The 14538-nt window shown below is 59.1% G+C and carries 14 protein-coding genes; 6 read left to right on the top strand and 8 right to left on the bottom strand.

The window, feature by feature from the left end:
- Window positions 1-10 precede the first annotated feature (10 nt).
- The 5 genes from QDX22_RS06765 to dnaK all read right to left on the bottom strand — a co-directional run bounded on the left by QDX22_RS06765 (window position 11) and on the right by dnaK (window position 5296).
- Complete coding sequence (locus QDX22_RS06765; protein WP_110098038.1) at window positions 11-958, bottom strand: alpha/beta hydrolase; 948 nt, start codon at window positions 956-958, stop codon at window positions 11-13.
- On the bottom strand, window positions 931-1554 hold the full coding sequence (locus QDX22_RS06770; RefSeq protein WP_110098039.1) for a heat shock protein transcriptional repressor HspR: 624 nt from the start codon (window positions 1552-1554) through the stop codon (window positions 931-933). Before QDX22_RS06770 ends, QDX22_RS06765 begins: the two co-directional genes overlap by 28 nt.
- On the bottom strand, window positions 1554-2534 hold the full coding sequence (locus QDX22_RS06775; RefSeq protein ID WP_110098040.1) for a DnaJ C-terminal domain-containing protein: 981 nt from the start codon (window positions 2532-2534) through the stop codon (window positions 1554-1556). The genes QDX22_RS06770 and QDX22_RS06775 overlap by 1 nt, the downstream gene beginning before the upstream one ends.
- 121 nt (window positions 2535-2655) lie before the next feature.
- The gene (locus QDX22_RS06780; RefSeq protein ID WP_110100710.1) at window positions 2656-3312 is read right to left on the bottom strand and encodes a nucleotide exchange factor GrpE; all 657 of its coding nucleotides are present in this window, start codon (window positions 3310-3312) and stop codon (window positions 2656-2658) included.
- Between the two features lie 124 nt (window positions 3313-3436).
- On the bottom strand, window positions 3437-5296 hold the full coding sequence (dnaK, locus tag QDX22_RS06785) for a molecular chaperone DnaK (protein WP_110100711.1): 1860 nt from the start codon (window positions 5294-5296) through the stop codon (window positions 3437-3439).
- 506 nt (window positions 5297-5802) lie between these two features.
- Here dnaK and QDX22_RS06790 point away from each other — a divergent pair.
- From QDX22_RS06790 to QDX22_RS06800, 3 genes are all read left to right on the top strand, one after another.
- Window positions 5803-6321 carry a Dps family protein gene (locus tag QDX22_RS06790; RefSeq protein WP_110100712.1) on the top strand — a complete coding sequence of 173 codons (519 nt, stop codon included), beginning with the start codon at window positions 5803-5805 and terminating at the stop codon, window positions 6319-6321.
- 205 nt (window positions 6322-6526) lie between these two features.
- A complete protein-coding gene (locus tag QDX22_RS06795; RefSeq protein ID WP_110100713.1) occupies window positions 6527-7141 on the top strand; it encodes a nucleoside/nucleotide kinase family protein in 615 nt (204 codons plus the stop codon).
- 8 nt (window positions 7142-7149) lie between these two features.
- On the top strand, window positions 7150-7341 hold the full coding sequence (locus tag QDX22_RS06800) for a hypothetical protein (RefSeq protein ID WP_110098044.1): 192 nt from the start codon (window positions 7150-7152) through the stop codon (window positions 7339-7341).
- Window positions 7342-7389: 48 nt separating this feature from the next.
- Here QDX22_RS06800 and cls read toward each other — a convergent pair whose 3' ends face one another.
- Complete coding sequence (gene cls / locus QDX22_RS06805; RefSeq protein WP_279717657.1) at window positions 7390-8889, bottom strand: cardiolipin synthase; 1500 nt, start codon at window positions 8887-8889, stop codon at window positions 7390-7392.
- A 101-nt stretch (window positions 8890-8990) separates the two neighbouring features.
- A complete protein-coding gene (locus QDX22_RS06810; protein ID WP_279717658.1) occupies window positions 8991-9530 on the bottom strand; it encodes a TetR/AcrR family transcriptional regulator in 540 nt (179 codons plus the stop codon).
- 238 nt (window positions 9531-9768) lie between these two features.
- Here QDX22_RS06810 and QDX22_RS06815 point away from each other — a divergent pair, with 238 nt between their 5' ends.
- The 3 genes from QDX22_RS06815 to QDX22_RS06825 all read left to right on the top strand — a co-directional run bounded on the left by QDX22_RS06815 (window position 9769) and on the right by QDX22_RS06825 (window position 14119).
- Window positions 9769-12393 carry an MMPL family transporter gene (locus QDX22_RS06815; protein WP_279717659.1) on the top strand — a complete coding sequence of 875 codons (2625 nt, stop codon included), beginning with the start codon at window positions 9769-9771 and terminating at the stop codon, window positions 12391-12393.
- 128 nt (window positions 12394-12521) lie between these two features.
- Window positions 12522-13700 carry a glycerate kinase gene (locus QDX22_RS06820; RefSeq protein ID WP_279717661.1) on the top strand — a complete coding sequence of 393 codons (1179 nt, stop codon included), beginning with the start codon at window positions 12522-12524 and terminating at the stop codon, window positions 13698-13700.
- Between the two features lie 113 nt (window positions 13701-13813).
- Complete coding sequence (locus QDX22_RS06825; RefSeq protein WP_158278442.1) at window positions 13814-14119, top strand: DUF4235 domain-containing protein; 306 nt, start codon at window positions 13814-13816, stop codon at window positions 14117-14119.
- Here QDX22_RS06825 and mnhG read toward each other — a convergent pair.
- Entirely contained in the window at window positions 14116-14535 is a 420-nt protein-coding gene (gene mnhG / locus QDX22_RS06830) for a monovalent cation/H(+) antiporter subunit G (protein ID WP_110098049.1), read from the bottom strand. The two genes, QDX22_RS06825 and mnhG, sit on opposite strands and share 4 nt — an antisense overlap.
- Window positions 14536-14538: the final 3 nt, after the last annotated feature.

Consider the following 14538-nt stretch of genomic DNA (forward strand, 5'->3'; position numbering starts at 1 on the left):
GAACAACGGATTAAGTCTTCTCAACAATTCCCAGGCTGGCCTGTGCCAGCCGGTATAGCGTGCTAGTCCCCAGATCTCGATACCCGGTCCCACTGGTGGTGTTATGCCCGGTGGCCACGACCAGTTCGGGAACCTCGCGAGCTGCGCCGGATGAAAGTGAGGGCACTTTCAGGCGTCGGCGTCCCGAGAATACCCGGCCAATGACTGACAGCCAGTCGCCGCGAGCACGGATTTGCCAGGCCTGTTGAATCACCGGCACCTGAAGTTCTCGGAGTCTTTTCAATTGCACATGTAATGACTGAGGAATACCCACCGGGCCGGAAAAGATAACGCTATTGATTCTCCACCAGTACCACGGGTGAATTCGGTCGCTACGAGTTTGTGCCCACAACGCGATGCGGTGGACAGCCTTCAGTGTGAATAATCCACCGTAGGAGTGGGCTTCTAACCCGATGTGAACATCCGGAGTGATCTGTGGGCAGTATCCCAGATAGTCCCATAAGTCCGTGGCGAGATGGTCCGCGACGGTATAGGCCGCCCGCACCCCGAGCACATCGACCGCCGAGGTGGCCGGGTGCCCCAGCCAGCTAATCACCAGGGGACGAGCATGGGGTAACACCATGGTTTGAGCTAGGTGCAGTTGGGCCGCCTCCCGCGCAGCACCCCAGGTGTTGTTCGAGGCGCTAATTCTCATCCCGGAGATTTGCCAACTGACGTGGGTGGGCTCGTCGAGCTCGCCAACCCCGATCAGCACCCGTTCCCGGGCCAGGTCAAAGTCCAGCAGATGGCGCGGGGCGAGCAGGTCTTTCATGGAGTCCGGTTTCAGTGCGTGGACGATTCCGTCCAGGACGCGCCGTTCCTCGGGCGAGAGGCGTTCCCGGTGACGCTGAATGGTCTTGAGCCGGGCTGAGGCCTGCTCGTGGCGCTCTATTAATCCACGTAATCCACGGGGCGCCATGGCAGTGCTTTAGAGCTGGAGAGGCGGGAATCCAGGGCCCGCAAAACGCGAGCGCGTTGCACGGTTGTCACTTCGCGTCGCTGATCGTGATCACCGCGACGCTGTGGCGACTGCCGGTGTGCTGGTGGAGACTGGGTTTGTTCCGGTTCCACATCCATGTTTGCCGAGCGGAAGTCTGTCACAACGTCTCCCCCGGCCGCTGCAGTGAAAGTCCGGGGAACACGACCGTAGGCGTGCAAGAGGTTCACCTGATCAACCAGGTGGGAAATGGTTTGCCGGAGCGAGTGGACTTCACGTTCCAACTCCACTACGTGACGAATGCCTTCCAGCGAAATACCATCGCGGGAGAGCTGTTGAATGCGACGCAACCGGTGCACATCGCTCACCGAGTAGCGGCGCTGTCCCCCACCCTGGCGGTGCGGGACCACCAATCCCAGACGATCATATTGGCGCAGGGTCTGGGGATGCATATCAGCCAGCTCGGCAGCCACCGAGATTACAAAGATCGGGTCGGCGGCTGCCGGGTGGTCGGGGTCGAATTGTTCAAACTCTGCGAACAGGTTCTCCCAATCTTTCCGTCCGGAGCGGGCTGTCATCACAGGCTCGCTTTCTGTGCTAGCCCGGCTCGGGGATTATTGCCCTGGGTTGCTTGCGCGTAGGCCTCAGCGGCGGCCTTAACCTCATCGTTGGGCTGATCCGGAACGGCGATCTCCAGCTCGACCAGCAAGTCACCTTCCGTCTTCTTGGTTTTAATACCGCGCTTCTTCAGTCGCAGAATTTTACCCGAGGACGATCCGGCTGGGACTTTCACCTTCACGGAAGAATCCAGAGTCGGTACTTCCACGGTCGCCCCGAGGATCGCTTCGTCCACGGAGATCGGTACCCTCACGCGTACGTTTTCCGGGTGTCGCTCGTCGCGGACAAAATAGGGGTGAGATGTGACGTGGACGGTGACCAACAGGTCCCCGCGTCCGCCCGAGCCCGGCTGGCCCTTACCGCGAGCGCGCACCGTCTGCCCATCCTTAATGCCGGCGGGAATTTTAACCTCGGTGATTTCCCCGTCGGCGGCCCGTAGTTGCACGGTGGTGCCACGCACCATTCCGCCAAAGGAAATACTGGTCTCGGCCTTGCGGTCAGCGCCTTTTTGCCGGGGTGGCGAGTAATTTCCAAATCCACCAAAGAGGTCCGAAAAGTCCGGGCCCTGTGCCCCGCCCCGGGAGAATCCTCCCGAAGCGCCACGATTGAACAGGCCGCCAAAGATATCCTCGAATCCAGCACCACTAGTCCCGGCTCCTCCGGCACCGGTACCACCGGCCGGTCCGCCGGTAAACCGAGCGCCAGAGCCCATGGCCCGAATCGCATCATATTGTTGACGTTGCTCCGGATCACTCAAGACCGCGTTGGCCTCGGTGATGTCCTTGAATTTTTTCTCCGCGGTTTCGTCACCGGGGTTTTGATCCGGGTGGTATTTGCGGGCCAGTTTCCGGTAGGCCTTTTTAATATCGGATTCAGAGGCGTCTTTGGAGACACCCAGGGTGGCGTAAAAGTCTTTATCCACCCAATCCTGTGAGGCCATGGTGCCTCCTTTCGCTCATCATCAGTGACCACCACGACCGACCATGCTGTCACCTCCGGCCGGTCTCGATGTGGTCTCGAATCGTTGTCGTCTCGTCCTGTTGCGCGTCCTACTGCGCGCCCTACTGTTCGTCGGCCGGTCCGGCCGAAACCATCACCTGCGCTGCCCGAATCACTCGATCATGGCGCACGTAGCCGTTACGGAAGACCTGCACAATGTGTTCGGCAGGTACCTCGTCGGAGGGTTGCCGCAACATGGCCTCGTGGTGCGCGGGATTGAACTCTTCTCCTGCCAAAGCCTGCTGGTCCTGGCGCTGGAGGCCAAACTGGCTCAACACTGAGTCTAGTTTTTGGGCAATCGCGGCGAAGGGGCCGTCAACAAGATCACCGTGCTCACGGGCCGCATCGAGGTCATCAAGCACTGGTAACAGCGCTTCAAGCATGGCCACCGTGGCGTTATCCCTCGCCACGTCCCGATCCCGTTCGACACGACGACGGTAGTTAATAAACTCCGCCTGTAAACGCTGCAGATCGTCGCGCAACTCGGCGGCTTCAGCTGAGGCCTCGCCAGAGCTGTCTGCCGGCTCGCTGTGCTCGTTGTCGATGCCCTGTCCCGCATCGGTGCCTTGCTGGTCAGTGGCCTGGCTGAGAATGTCTTCTGCCTGGGTGACCGGGTCACGAACCTCTCCGGTCTCCGGGTCAATTTTGCGCTTATCGGTGAAACGGATTTCCTCGTCGCGACCCTTGTCTGGATCCTGGGAGTTGTGCTGGTCTGTCATCACACATTCCTTTTCTACAAAGCCGGGGCGGTAGCGCGATGGGCCGGCCGGTTGGCCGGCCCATCGCTGGCTCACACGGCCTCAGCCCGGATGGACTGACACCGCTAGTGATTGGGCGCAGGATTTACTTGTTGTTATTGTCGTCATCTTCGTCGACAACTTCGGCATCTACAACATCCTCATCGTCGGAGGATCCTGCATCCTCACCACCGGCAGCCTGGCCGGCTTCATCCTGGCTGGAAGCGTACAGCGCTTCACCCAGCTTGGTCTGGGAAGCCTGCAACTTCTCGAAGGCAGCCTTGACCTCGTCGTCGTTGTCTTCCTTCTCCAATGCGGCCTTCAGCGCGTCGACGTCGGCCTGAACTTCTTCCTTCACATCGGTCGGAAGCTTCTCGTCGTTATCCTTGATGAGCTTGTCAACCGAGTAGGCGCTCTGCTCGGCAGCGTTGCGTTGCTCCGCTGCTTCACGACGCTTCTTATCGGACTCAGCGTGAGCTTCCGCGTCCTTGACCATGCGGTCGATGTCCTCATCCGACAGCGAGGTACCGCCAGTGATGGTCATCGATTGCTCAGTACCGGTACCCTTGTCCTTCGCCGAGACGTGGACAATACCGTTGGCGTCGATGTCGAAGGTGACCTCAATCTGTGGCATCCCCCGCGGAGCCGGAGCAATACCGGTCAACTCGAAGGTGCCCAGTGGCTTGTTGTCGGCGGTGAACTCCCGCTCACCCTGGAAGACCTGAATGGACACCGAAGGCTGGTTGTCCTCAGCGGTTGTGAAGGTCTCGGACCGCTTGGTCGGGATGGCGGTGTTGCGCTCGATCAGCTTGGTCATCACGCCGCCCTTGGTTTCAATACCCAGCGACAGCGGGGTGACGTCGATCAGCAACACATCCTTGCGGTCACCCGAGAGCACGCCGGCCTGGATCGCAGCACCGACCGCTACGACCTCATCGGGGTTGACACCCTTGTTGGCGTCCTTACCGGTTAGGTCCTTGACCAAATCGGCCACCGCGGGCATACGGGTCGAGCCACCAACCAGCACCACGTGGTCGATATCGCCCACGGTGATGCCGGCTTCGTTGATGACATCTTCGAAGGGCTTCTTGGTCCGTTGCAACAGGTCCGAGGTGAGATCTTCAAACTTCGCCCGAGACAGGTGCTCGTCCAAGTGCACCGGACCGTTTTCGTTGACCGAGAGGTACTGCAGGGAGATATTGGTTGACGTAGCCGAGGACAGTTCCTTCTTGGCCTGCTCAGCGGCTTCCTTCAGACGCTGCAAAGCGATCTTGTCCTTGGACAGATCCGCACCAGAGGCCTTGGCCTTCTCTAGCAACCAGTCCACGATGGCCTGATCCCAGTCGTCACCGCCCAGTCGGTTATCGCCTGCGGTAGCCCGAACCTGAATGGTCGAGAAGTCGTCTTCATCTTTGCCGATTTCCAGCAGGGAGACGTCGAAGGTACCACCGCCGAGGTCGAAGACCAGAATTTGCTCTTCTTCCTTACCGCGGTCCAGACCGTAGGCCAAAGCTGCCGAGGTCGGTTCGTTAATAATGCGTGAGACCTTCATCCCGGCAATTTCACCGGCTTCCTTGGTGGCCTGACGCTCTGCGTCGTTGAAGTACGCCGGAACCGTAATCACGGCCTCGGTCACGTCTTCGCCCAAGTACTCTTCAGCGTCGTGCTTGAGCTTCATCAGGATGCGCGCTGAAATTTCCTGCGGCGTGTAGGTCTTATCGTCAACATCGACGGTCCAGTCGGTCCCCATGTGACGCTTGACCGAGGAAATGGTGCGATCGGGGTTGTTCACAGCCTGGCGCTTGGCAATTTCACCAACGAGAACTTCACCAGACTTGGAGAACGCCACCACCGACGGGGTAGTGCGAGCGCCTTCAGCGTTTGCGATAACGGTGGGGTCGCCACCTTCCAACACGGCAACGACAGAGTTCGTCGTTCCGAGGTCAATACCTACTGCACGTGCCATTCCAGTCATCCTTTCCATCGGATTATCAATCCCTTGTGGCTCCTTGAGCCTTCTCCACTCAAGATAACCACCATCGCTCATCCGGTCAAATAACCTTGAGCGACAGGGACTCAAGTTTTCTTATTCTGTGCAACCATGCCACCTCGAAAAACATTCCCGGGTGGGAAAATTTTTTGGAGAGACGGACCAGAGGCCCGACATCACGGCCCCTAACACCTGGAATACGCGCAGAAACCCCGCAGAAAACTAGCTGGAGCCCTCTCGTTGCGCCTCTTTTTTCGCCGGGAGTGAACTTAGATCTGAGGATTTCGCAACAGCCCTTATTTTGAGCCATTCATAATTACCTAGGGTAGCCTTACGTACCTTGCCGGCGATCTGAGAACACGGTTTAGTTATAACCAAGGTCGCAGGGAGCACCAGGATTCCGCCGGAATCGTGGCCCCGACCGCAGAAACCGCCGTGAGTGAGATGCACTCACCGGGCACTTTCTGAAGAAAGGGAGCAACATGACTGAAGCAAACGCAAACTACACCACCCCCGGCCTGGAAGTTGAAGAAGGCCACCGCGTCGCTGAGGTTCTTCAGACTCGTCTGCACGCAATGAACGACCTGCAACTGACCCTGAAGCAGGCTCACTGGAACGTTGTGGGTCGCGACTTCATCTCCGTGCACGAAATGTTGGACCCGCAGATCGACCTGGTCCGCGACTACGCCGACACCCTCGCTGAGCGCATCGCCACCCTGGGTGTTGCTCCGAAGGGCACCCCGGGCGCGATCGTCTCCGAGCGTACCTGGGAAGACTACTCCCTGTTGCGCGGTTCGACCCTGGCTCATATCTCCGCTCTGGACGAGGTCTACACCGGAATTATCGCTGACCTGCGCGCTGCGATCTCCGAGGTCGGCAAGGTTGACCCGATGTCCGAGGACATCCTGATCGAGCAGGCTCGTGGCCTAGAGCTATTCCACTGGTTCCTGCGCTCGTTCATCACCTCCCCCGAGGGCGACATCGAACACGTGCAGGACTAATGACCCGCTCAGTCGGTTGCCACCGGCCGGTGCGCAAGTTACCGTGAGGGCCTAGCGCACTGAGACACGACTCGACGACGTGGCGTCAAGCGATGATCGCTTGGCGTCACGTCTGTCATATCGGATCGCACCCGGTGGCCTGCTGATGTGAACGGCTCAGAAGTAACCTCTGGGTTGTTCTCAGCCCGGAGACTAGGATGGAGCCATGAAACCCCTGATTCTTGGTATCGACGGCCGTTCCGGGGCCGGCAAGACCGAACTCGCCGACGCCTTGGAACAACGGATCCACGCGGAACACCCCGAACTCTCCGTTGCGGTGTTCGGCCTCGACCAGCTCTACCGTGGCTGGGACGGGTTGGAGGCTGGAGTTGCTCTGTATACCCACGAATTGCTCCCAGCCCTGGCACAGGGTGAAACCGTCACCTACCGAGACTGGGACTGGTCGAGTAATGCCCCCGACGGAGCATTGGGGCCGGAGAGGACCTTCGCTCCAGGCCAGATCACCATTATTGAGGGTTTTGGAACCGGCGCTCGCGCAGCCCGGGAACATCTCAACTCTCTGATCTGGTTGAATGCCCCCGAACTATCCCGCCGGGACCGCGCTGTGGGTCGAGGCGGAGAGAACTACGGGCCAAACTGGGAACGGTGGTCATCTCAAGAGCAAGACTTTACCGACCGCGACCGAGTCGAATCGGTTGCCGATTTGGTCCTAGACACCTCAGGTCCCGCCGAGTCGGTCCAAGAAGCCGCCTATACGATGTTGCGCCTTGAAATCTCCACCAACGGAGCCTCTAGCTCCTCAGCACAGGGACTAAACTAGCTCCCGTGATGACTCAGTTGCAGATCTACGGCGGATTACTCATTATCGCCCTCGGCATGTCGGTGCTGAATTTTGCACCCTCAACGCCGTTTAGCTATCCGCTGGGGTTTGCTCTGTTGGCCATCGGTTTCATCATCCTGCTGTGGCCGGCTTTGAGCAAGGAACACCAACAAGACGACGTGGATTCCGACTTAGACTAGCCAGCTGAGACCAGCGAGGACCAGCACAAAATACGTGGCGACCTAGCGTTACTGCAAGGCCGAGGTCAGGCGGAAGACGTTATCCAACCATCGTTTATATCGTGGCCTGGCCAACCATTGTTCTAAGGTGAGTTCCTCGCACTCGGCCCGATACTCGTCCATGACACGTTCGGTCGCCGCTACGATCTCCGCGCCCACTGCCAGCACAGTAACTTCCACGTTGAGCGAAAACGAGCGCATATCCATATTCGACGATCCAAACACGGCCACATCGTCATCGACCGTGAACATTTTCGAGTGCAAGACATTGGGGTCGGGATAGCGCAAGATCCGCACCCCGGAGCGTAGGAGCGCCTCGTAGTAGGACTGCTGGGCGTGGTGAACCATGAACTGGTCCGCGCGACGACACACGATCATCTCGACATCCACTCCGCGCTGGGCTGCGGTAGTGAGCGCGTAAAGCATGGAATCATCCGGCACCAAGTAAGGGGTCACCACCCGCAGAGTGCGGGTGGCGGAGTAGAACAGATGGTTGAAGGCCCGCAGGTTGTTTTCGTTCGCAAAACCCGGGCCGGAGGGGATAACCTGCGCGGAGATACCCCGGTGATCTTCAATCTCTTCGGTGGTGAGATCACGCAGATTTTCTTGAGTGGGTTGTCCGGTCTCGGAGTACCAGTCGGTGGCGAAAACGATGTCCAGTGAAGCCACGATCGGCCCGGTAATCCGGGCCATGACATCGACCCATTCTCGACCCATTTTGTGAGCCGAGGCCCTCTTATACCCGGGTTCGATCAGGTTCTGAGATCCGGTGTAGGCCACGGTTCCATCAATCACCATCAACTTTCGATGATTGCGTAGGTCGGGTCGCTGATACTGGCCGCGTAGGGGACGCACCGGCATGGCCCGGTAATACTCAATGTCGTGCTCCCGCAAGAGTTTCAACAAGTCCCGATAGCCGCGCACGCGTAGCGAGGCAATATGGTCAAATAAGACGCGCACCGTGACGCCACGTTGTTTAGCACGGATCAACGCATCAAAAACCACTGAGCTATAACCCCGTCGGTCTACGGGGTCTACCGCGCAGATGTAGAACATCATGTTCACATAGTCGTGGGCCCGGTCGATATCTTGGGCCATGGCGTGCAAGGAATTGCGGTAGTCGGTGTAGTACTGGAAGCTATTGCCATCCAGCATGGGGAACCCCGTCAGCTGACGGGTCAACGCAGCCGAGGACTCGACGTACTGGGGTACCTCGTGGATCTGGTCAGGGAGCGTCCAGTGCGCGGTAGCACGCCGGAGTTCCTCATTAACGGCTTTCTGGCGCGAGCGTCGCTGACCGCCGAGTTTGAACGAGCCCAGCAACAAGAAGAGCAAGACCCCAATCCAGGGCAGGAAGAAAATCACCAACAGCCAGGCCATCGCCACCGCGGGACGCCGATTACCCGGAACAATTCCCAGCAGCAAAATACGAATGCCCAGGTCGAGAATCACCACGAGGATCGCAAGCCAGATCGGCCAATCAGCAATCTCGGAAAGGGTCCAGTACATAGGGTGACATTCTACTCATCGAGCGGGCTCAGTACCGTAACGCCAGCTCGGAGACGGCGGTCGGTCAACAGTCAATAACACTCAACCTACAGGCACTCAACCTACAGGACCGCATCAAGGATGGATTCAGCCCAGTGCTCGGGGACGGGGCGTTTGATCAGAAGTCGCCAGAGCAGTGCTCCGGCCACCATTTCAGCGATGATCTCGGGGCTGGATCGCAAGGTTCCGGGTCGCTCTCGCTCAGCATGTCGGAGCCGACCGATCAGCACATTCATCAGTGGATCGGAGATCGGACGGAAGAGTTGTTCAGCATCTTCTCCGGCAGCAGCGACCATCGAGATCAGGTTTTGGACTAGTTGCGGGGTGTCGGCATCGTCGAAGATTTTGTCCAACTCTGTGGACATCCACGCGAGCAGATCGGCTTTGAGATGACCAGTGTGAGGAGCCGGTGCCGGATAGTAGGTGACCTTTCCCTGCGAGATCGCTTCCAGGACCACATCATTTTTGGACGACCACCAGCGGTAAATGGTCTGTTTGGACACCCCGGCGCGGGTGGCAATGCTTTCCATCGTCACTTGATGGTGTCCGCCTTCAGCCAGCAGTTCGGATGTCGCCTGCAAGATCGCTTCATGCGATGCCACTGACCGTGGTCTGCCGCCTCGCGATTTCTGTTCTTCGGTCATATTCCTACTTGCTTCCGGACCAGATGGATGGCCATCAGCCCTATTCTGCCCGCTCCCCAGGCGAAAGCAGGACTTTGAATGAGCCGAGGTGATGATCTTTACGGTGCCGAAAAGAGTCTCACCATTAGTTTCGAGACGCTCCGTCAACTATAGTAGCGATCGAGCCTAAATATCTCGAACTTGAGGACTATGTACTGTGGCTAAACTTCTGAACAAACTTGGGCTGGGCGCCGCTGCGCGCCCGTGGACTGTCTTAATATCCTGGCTGGCGCTTGTCGCCATTGCCGTGATTAGCTTTTTCACTTTTGGTGGTCAGCTACAATCGACCATCACCATTCCCGATACTCCGACCGTGCAGGTCACCGACCGACTCGAGGAAGAATTCCCCGATGCCGCCAAGGGCACCGGGCCGGTCGTGTTCCGCACCGAGGATGGTTCGGAATTTACCGACGAGCAAAAGAACGAGATCGGGGACCTGCTCACTGATCTCGATGAGCTCGACGCGGTGAACGAAACGGTGAATCCTTTCGACACCGAAGAGCAACGACAGGACCAGATTCAAGAAATCGAAGATGGTCAACAACAGCTCGACGACGGCGAGGAGAAGCTGGCCACCGGTCGCGAGGAGCTTGACGACGCTCGCGAGCAACTGAGTGCGACTGAACAGGAGCTGGACGAAGGCCAAGAACAGGTTGACGCCGGCATCGAGCAGGCCGTGGCTCAAGGCATTCCGCAAGAAGCCGCCGAGCAACAGGCTGCCCCGCTGCAAGAGCAGATTGATCAGGGCCGCGAACAGCTCGAACAAGCCCGTTCTGAGTTAGCGACTCAAGAGGACGAGCTGGACGAGGCGGAGCAAGAGCTCGAGACCAATCGCGACCAACTTCAGGATGCCCAAGACCTTCTCGATGCCTCAGAAGGTTTCTCACTGGTCTCAGAAGACGGTACCACCGTTGAAGCGATCATCATGTTCAATAAGCCTCCGCTCGATATTGAAGAGGAGGACCGCGAGGGCGTCATGGCCGCCCTCGAGGAAGCCGAGATTGACGGGGTGGAAATCCTTCCCACTCAGCAGGTGTCCCAGACGATCCCGCAGATTATTGGCCCGACTGAGATCGTCGGTATGGTGGTGGCGGCCATTGTGCTGTTCATTATGTTGGGTACTTTCGTCACCGCAGGTCTGCCGTTGCTGAACGCACTGGTCGGCGTCGGTGTGGGTGCCGTCGGTTCCCTGGCCTTCTCCTCCGTGGTGGAGATGGTCTCCATCACCCCTGTGTTGGGCATCATGCTCGGCTCGGCCGTGGGTATCGACTACGCGCTGTTTATCATCAACCGGCACCGCCAACAGCTCAAATCCGGCATGGATGTGCGTACCTCGATTGGTTTGGCCAACGGAACTGCTGGTACCGCAGTGCTGTTTGCTGGGTCGACCGTGGTCATCGCCCTGCTAGCCCTGGGCATTACGGGTATTCCGTTCTTGGGCCTGATGGGTCTTGTCGGTGGGGTCTGTGTGCTACTGGCTGTGCTGGTGGCTCTGACGCTGACCCCGGCAATGCTGTCCTTCATCGGCCCGCGTGCCTTGAGCAAGAAGGAACGCCGGAAGCGAGACGAACAGCACTCAAGCCAAGCCAAGCACTCTGCCGAGGAATCTGATGAAGGCTCCTCCTCGCAGATTACCGGTCACCATGACCCCCAAACCCAGCCCATGTCGTGGACTCGTGCGATCGTCACCGCTGTGGCTTCGATCGCTGTGCTGGGCATCTTGGCCATCCCGGCTTCCCAGATGCGACTGGGCCTTCCCGACGGTTCGGCTGAACCTGAAGGATCGGCCGCGTATGAGTCCTACATGGCCATCGATGATGCCTTCGGTCCCGGACGTAACGGCCCGTTGGTGGTTACCGCGGATCTGGAAGAGGACACCTCGGATGATGATGCGATGACTATTACCGCGGAATTGGCCACCCAAATCTCCGAGATGGATGGGGTGGACCAGGTAGTTCCGGCGGGAACCAATGATGACAACTCCATCTTGGCCCTGCAGGTCGTCCCCGAAGAAGGCCCGAACGAGCCTTCCACGGAGGACTTGGTCTACGAACTGCGCGACACCACTCCGGAAACCAATGCCTTTGACCTGGGTGTGGCTGGTATGACCTCCGGGTTCATCGACATCTCCGATGAACTCGCCGAAGCTCTGCCCGTCTACCTGGCAGTCGTGGTGGGTCTGAGCTTGCTGATCATGATCGTGGTTTTCCGCTCTTTGGTGGTCCCGTTGATCGCCACCGGTGGTTTCGTGCTTTCCTGCTTGGCCAGTATGGGTGGCGTGGTCGCCATCTACCAGTGGGGTTGGCTAGATACCATTTTCCAGGTCTCGACCCCCGGCCCGGTGCTGAGCTTCCTGCCGACCATTCTGATCGGTGTGTTGTTCGGTTTGGCCATGGACTACCAGTTGTTCATCTCTACCGGTATGCGTGAAGCCTACGTCCACGGATCTGACGCACGCACCGCGGTCATGCAGGGCTTCAAGTCCGGCCGCTCGGTGGTCACTGCAGCGGCGATCATTATGATCTCGGTCTTCGGTGGTTTCATCTTCGCCGATGATGTGATGATCCGCCCGATCGGTTTCGCGTTGGCCTTCGGTGTATTGCTGGACGCCTTCGTGGTCCGCCTGTTGCTCATGCCGGCTCTGATGCACCTGGTCGGTGCAGGTGCCTGGTGGTTCCCGAAGTGGCTGGACAAGATCGTGCCGAACGTTGATGTCGAGGGCTCGTCCCTGGACGAAGAGATCAGTCGCAAGGAAAAGGACGACGCAACGGCTCAGGCCTAAGCACTGATCCGGTTAGCACGTTTTCTTCCGGTGGCCCGGTGGTTCCTCTGTGGGGAATTACCGGGCCACCGGCGTTTAAGGGCACCGGGGTATCCAGACCCGCGGTATCCAGTACTGTGGACCTCAGGATGAAAACTGTGCTGATTGCCTCCGATTCGTATAAGGGAGCCGCCACCGCTGCGGAGGTCTGCCACGCCATTGCTACCGGTATCCACCGTGCTGATCCCTCGATTGTCGTGCACCAGCTTCCGCTGGCCGACGGCGGAGAGGGCACCGTCGAGACGGTGTTGGCTGCTCGAGGTGGCCAACGGGTCACCGCAACTGTCACCGGAGTCTTCCCCGGCGATACTGTCAGGGCCAGCTATGCGCTGCTAACGGAGACCACCGCGGTGATCGAGATGGCCGCCACGGCCGGGCTACCCTTGGCTGCCGGACATCTGGATCCGGGAGCTACCACAACCCGGGGCGTGGGCGAGCTCATCCGGCACGCAATCGAGTCTGGGGCAACTGAGTTACTGATCGGTGCCGGCGGTTCGGCGACGCATGACTTGGGACTTGGTGCAGCCTGGGCGTTAGGGGCCCGGTTTTATACCGCTGAGGGCGAGGATTTCATCCCCACCGGGTCACGATTGCGCGAGCTCGATCGTGTTGATGTCTCGGCGGTGGCCGACACTCTCGGTTCCGCCCGGTTGCAGGTGCTGTGCGATATTGACAACCCGCTGACCGGACCGCAGGGGGCGACTGCGATATTTGCCCCACAGAAAGGCGCTACCGACCGCCAACTGATCGACCTGGAGGCCGGAATGGTTCACGCCGAGGCGGTGATCGCCCGCGACACCGGCGTGTCCGTGGCTCAGCTGCCCGGTGCTGCGGCCGCCGGAGGTCTCGCCGCAGGGTTAGCAAGTGTGGCCGGGGCGAGCGTGGTCTCGGGCATTGCAACCTTGCTCGATCTGCTGGCTTTTGAAGACCAGCTGACCGATTGCGATGTGGTGCTCACCGGTGAGGGACGTCTTGATGGCCAGTCGTTGTCCGGTAAGGTCCCGGTCGGGGTGGCTCGCGCGACGCGTACCGTGGCTGCACGTACCGGCCGGGCTATCCCCGTGATTGCCCTAGCTGGGGCACTGGGCGATGAGCTCGAGGACCTCTATGCCGAGGGTCTGACGGCGGTGTTCCCCATTGGTTCCGGTCCCCAGAGCCTGCAGGCGGCCATACGTCAGACCACCGATGATCTCACACGAGAAAGTGAGAACTTATTCCGGCTGTTGCGTCGCGTCGGGACGATCGGCGTTCCGCAAGCAAGCCAGTAGTTGTCTCAAAAGGCCGTGGACTCGCTAAGCTGGTAGTCGGCAACCCTCTCCCGCAGGAGAGCTCGGTCCGGATGCGCTGGACCCGGTCATCAACACAGAAGAAAGCAGGAGTGATGGATAGCAATAAGCTAATGCAAAAGGTTCTGACCACCGGTGTCTCGCTGGCCGGCGGTTATCTCGGCACCAAGATCGTCGATCTGGGCTGGAAGGCTATGACCGGTGAGAAAGCTCCGTCGGAAGACGATGAGCAACAAACCTCGATCGCGAAAATCGTGACGTTCGCGGCGATCTCGGCAGCGATCTCGTCGCTGATTACGTCCGGTTCTCAGCGCGGTGTCCGCAAGGCCATGGAAGCCCGCGCCAAGAAGCAGGAGAAAACCAAGCGGACCGCGCGTCGAGTCGGCGACGCCGAAGTCTAGGAGTTCTGGGCTGGCTTCTGGGCTGACTCGTCAGGTTGATCGTGATCAGCGCGCTGATCTTTTTCATCCTGGCGAGTAATCACTTCAGCCAGTTCATCCACATAGAGCAACTCCGGGTCCAGATGCCGGGAACGGTAGGTGGCTCGACCCACCAGGTGCGCCGAGACCGGTGCGGTCACCAGCTGTAGTACCCAGGCGACGACCAAGACGGGAACCCACCACCACGACTGCCAAATGCATCCCAGGCCGGCCAATGCCGTTAACAGACCGAATACCTGTGGCTTGGTTGCTGCGTGAATACGCGAGAGCACATCCGGGAAGCGCAACAGACCGATTCCTGCCGTGGCTGACTGGGAACAGCCCACCACAATGAGAATCGCGCCGGCGATCTCCCACCCTGACTCAAATTCGATCATAGT

This window comes from Auritidibacter ignavus (assembly GCF_029853775.1).
Classification (GTDB): domain Bacteria; phylum Actinomycetota; class Actinomycetes; order Actinomycetales; family Micrococcaceae; genus Auritidibacter; species Auritidibacter ignavus.

Excerpts from the sequence above, each read along its gene's own strand:
- QDX22_RS06765 (WP_110098038.1), bottom strand. The coding sequence starts at position 958 with ATGGCGCCCCGTGGATTACGTGGATTAATAGAGCGCCACGAGCAGGCC.
- QDX22_RS06770 (WP_110098039.1), bottom strand. The coding sequence starts at position 1,554 with ATGACAGCCCGCTCCGGACGGAAAGATTGGGAGAACCTGTTCGCAGAG.
- QDX22_RS06775 (WP_110098040.1), bottom strand. The coding sequence starts at position 2,534 with ATGGCCTCACAGGATTGGGTGGATAAAGACTTTTACGCCACCCTGGGT.
- QDX22_RS06780 (WP_110100710.1), bottom strand. The coding sequence starts at position 3,312 with ATGACAGACCAGCACAACTCCCAGGATCCAGACAAGGGTCGCGACGAG.
- dnaK (WP_110100711.1), bottom strand. The coding sequence starts at position 5,296 with ATGGCACGTGCAGTAGGTATTGACCTCGGAACGACGAACTCTGTCGTT.
- QDX22_RS06790 (WP_110100712.1), top strand. The coding sequence starts at position 5,803 with ATGACTGAAGCAAACGCAAACTACACCACCCCCGGCCTGGAAGTTGAA.
- QDX22_RS06795 (WP_110100713.1), top strand. The coding sequence starts at position 6,527 with ATGAAACCCCTGATTCTTGGTATCGACGGCCGTTCCGGGGCCGGCAAG.
- QDX22_RS06800 (WP_110098044.1), top strand. The coding sequence starts at position 7,150 with ATGACTCAGTTGCAGATCTACGGCGGATTACTCATTATCGCCCTCGGC.
- cls (WP_279717657.1), bottom strand. The coding sequence starts at position 8,889 with ATGTACTGGACCCTTTCCGAGATTGCTGATTGGCCGATCTGGCTTGCG.
- QDX22_RS06820 (WP_279717661.1), top strand. The coding sequence starts at position 12,522 with ATGAAAACTGTGCTGATTGCCTCCGATTCGTATAAGGGAGCCGCCACC.
- QDX22_RS06825 (WP_158278442.1), top strand. The coding sequence starts at position 13,814 with ATGGATAGCAATAAGCTAATGCAAAAGGTTCTGACCACCGGTGTCTCG.
- mnhG (WP_110098049.1), bottom strand. The coding sequence starts at position 14,535 with ATGATCGAATTTGAGTCAGGGTGGGAGATCGCCGGCGCGATTCTCATT.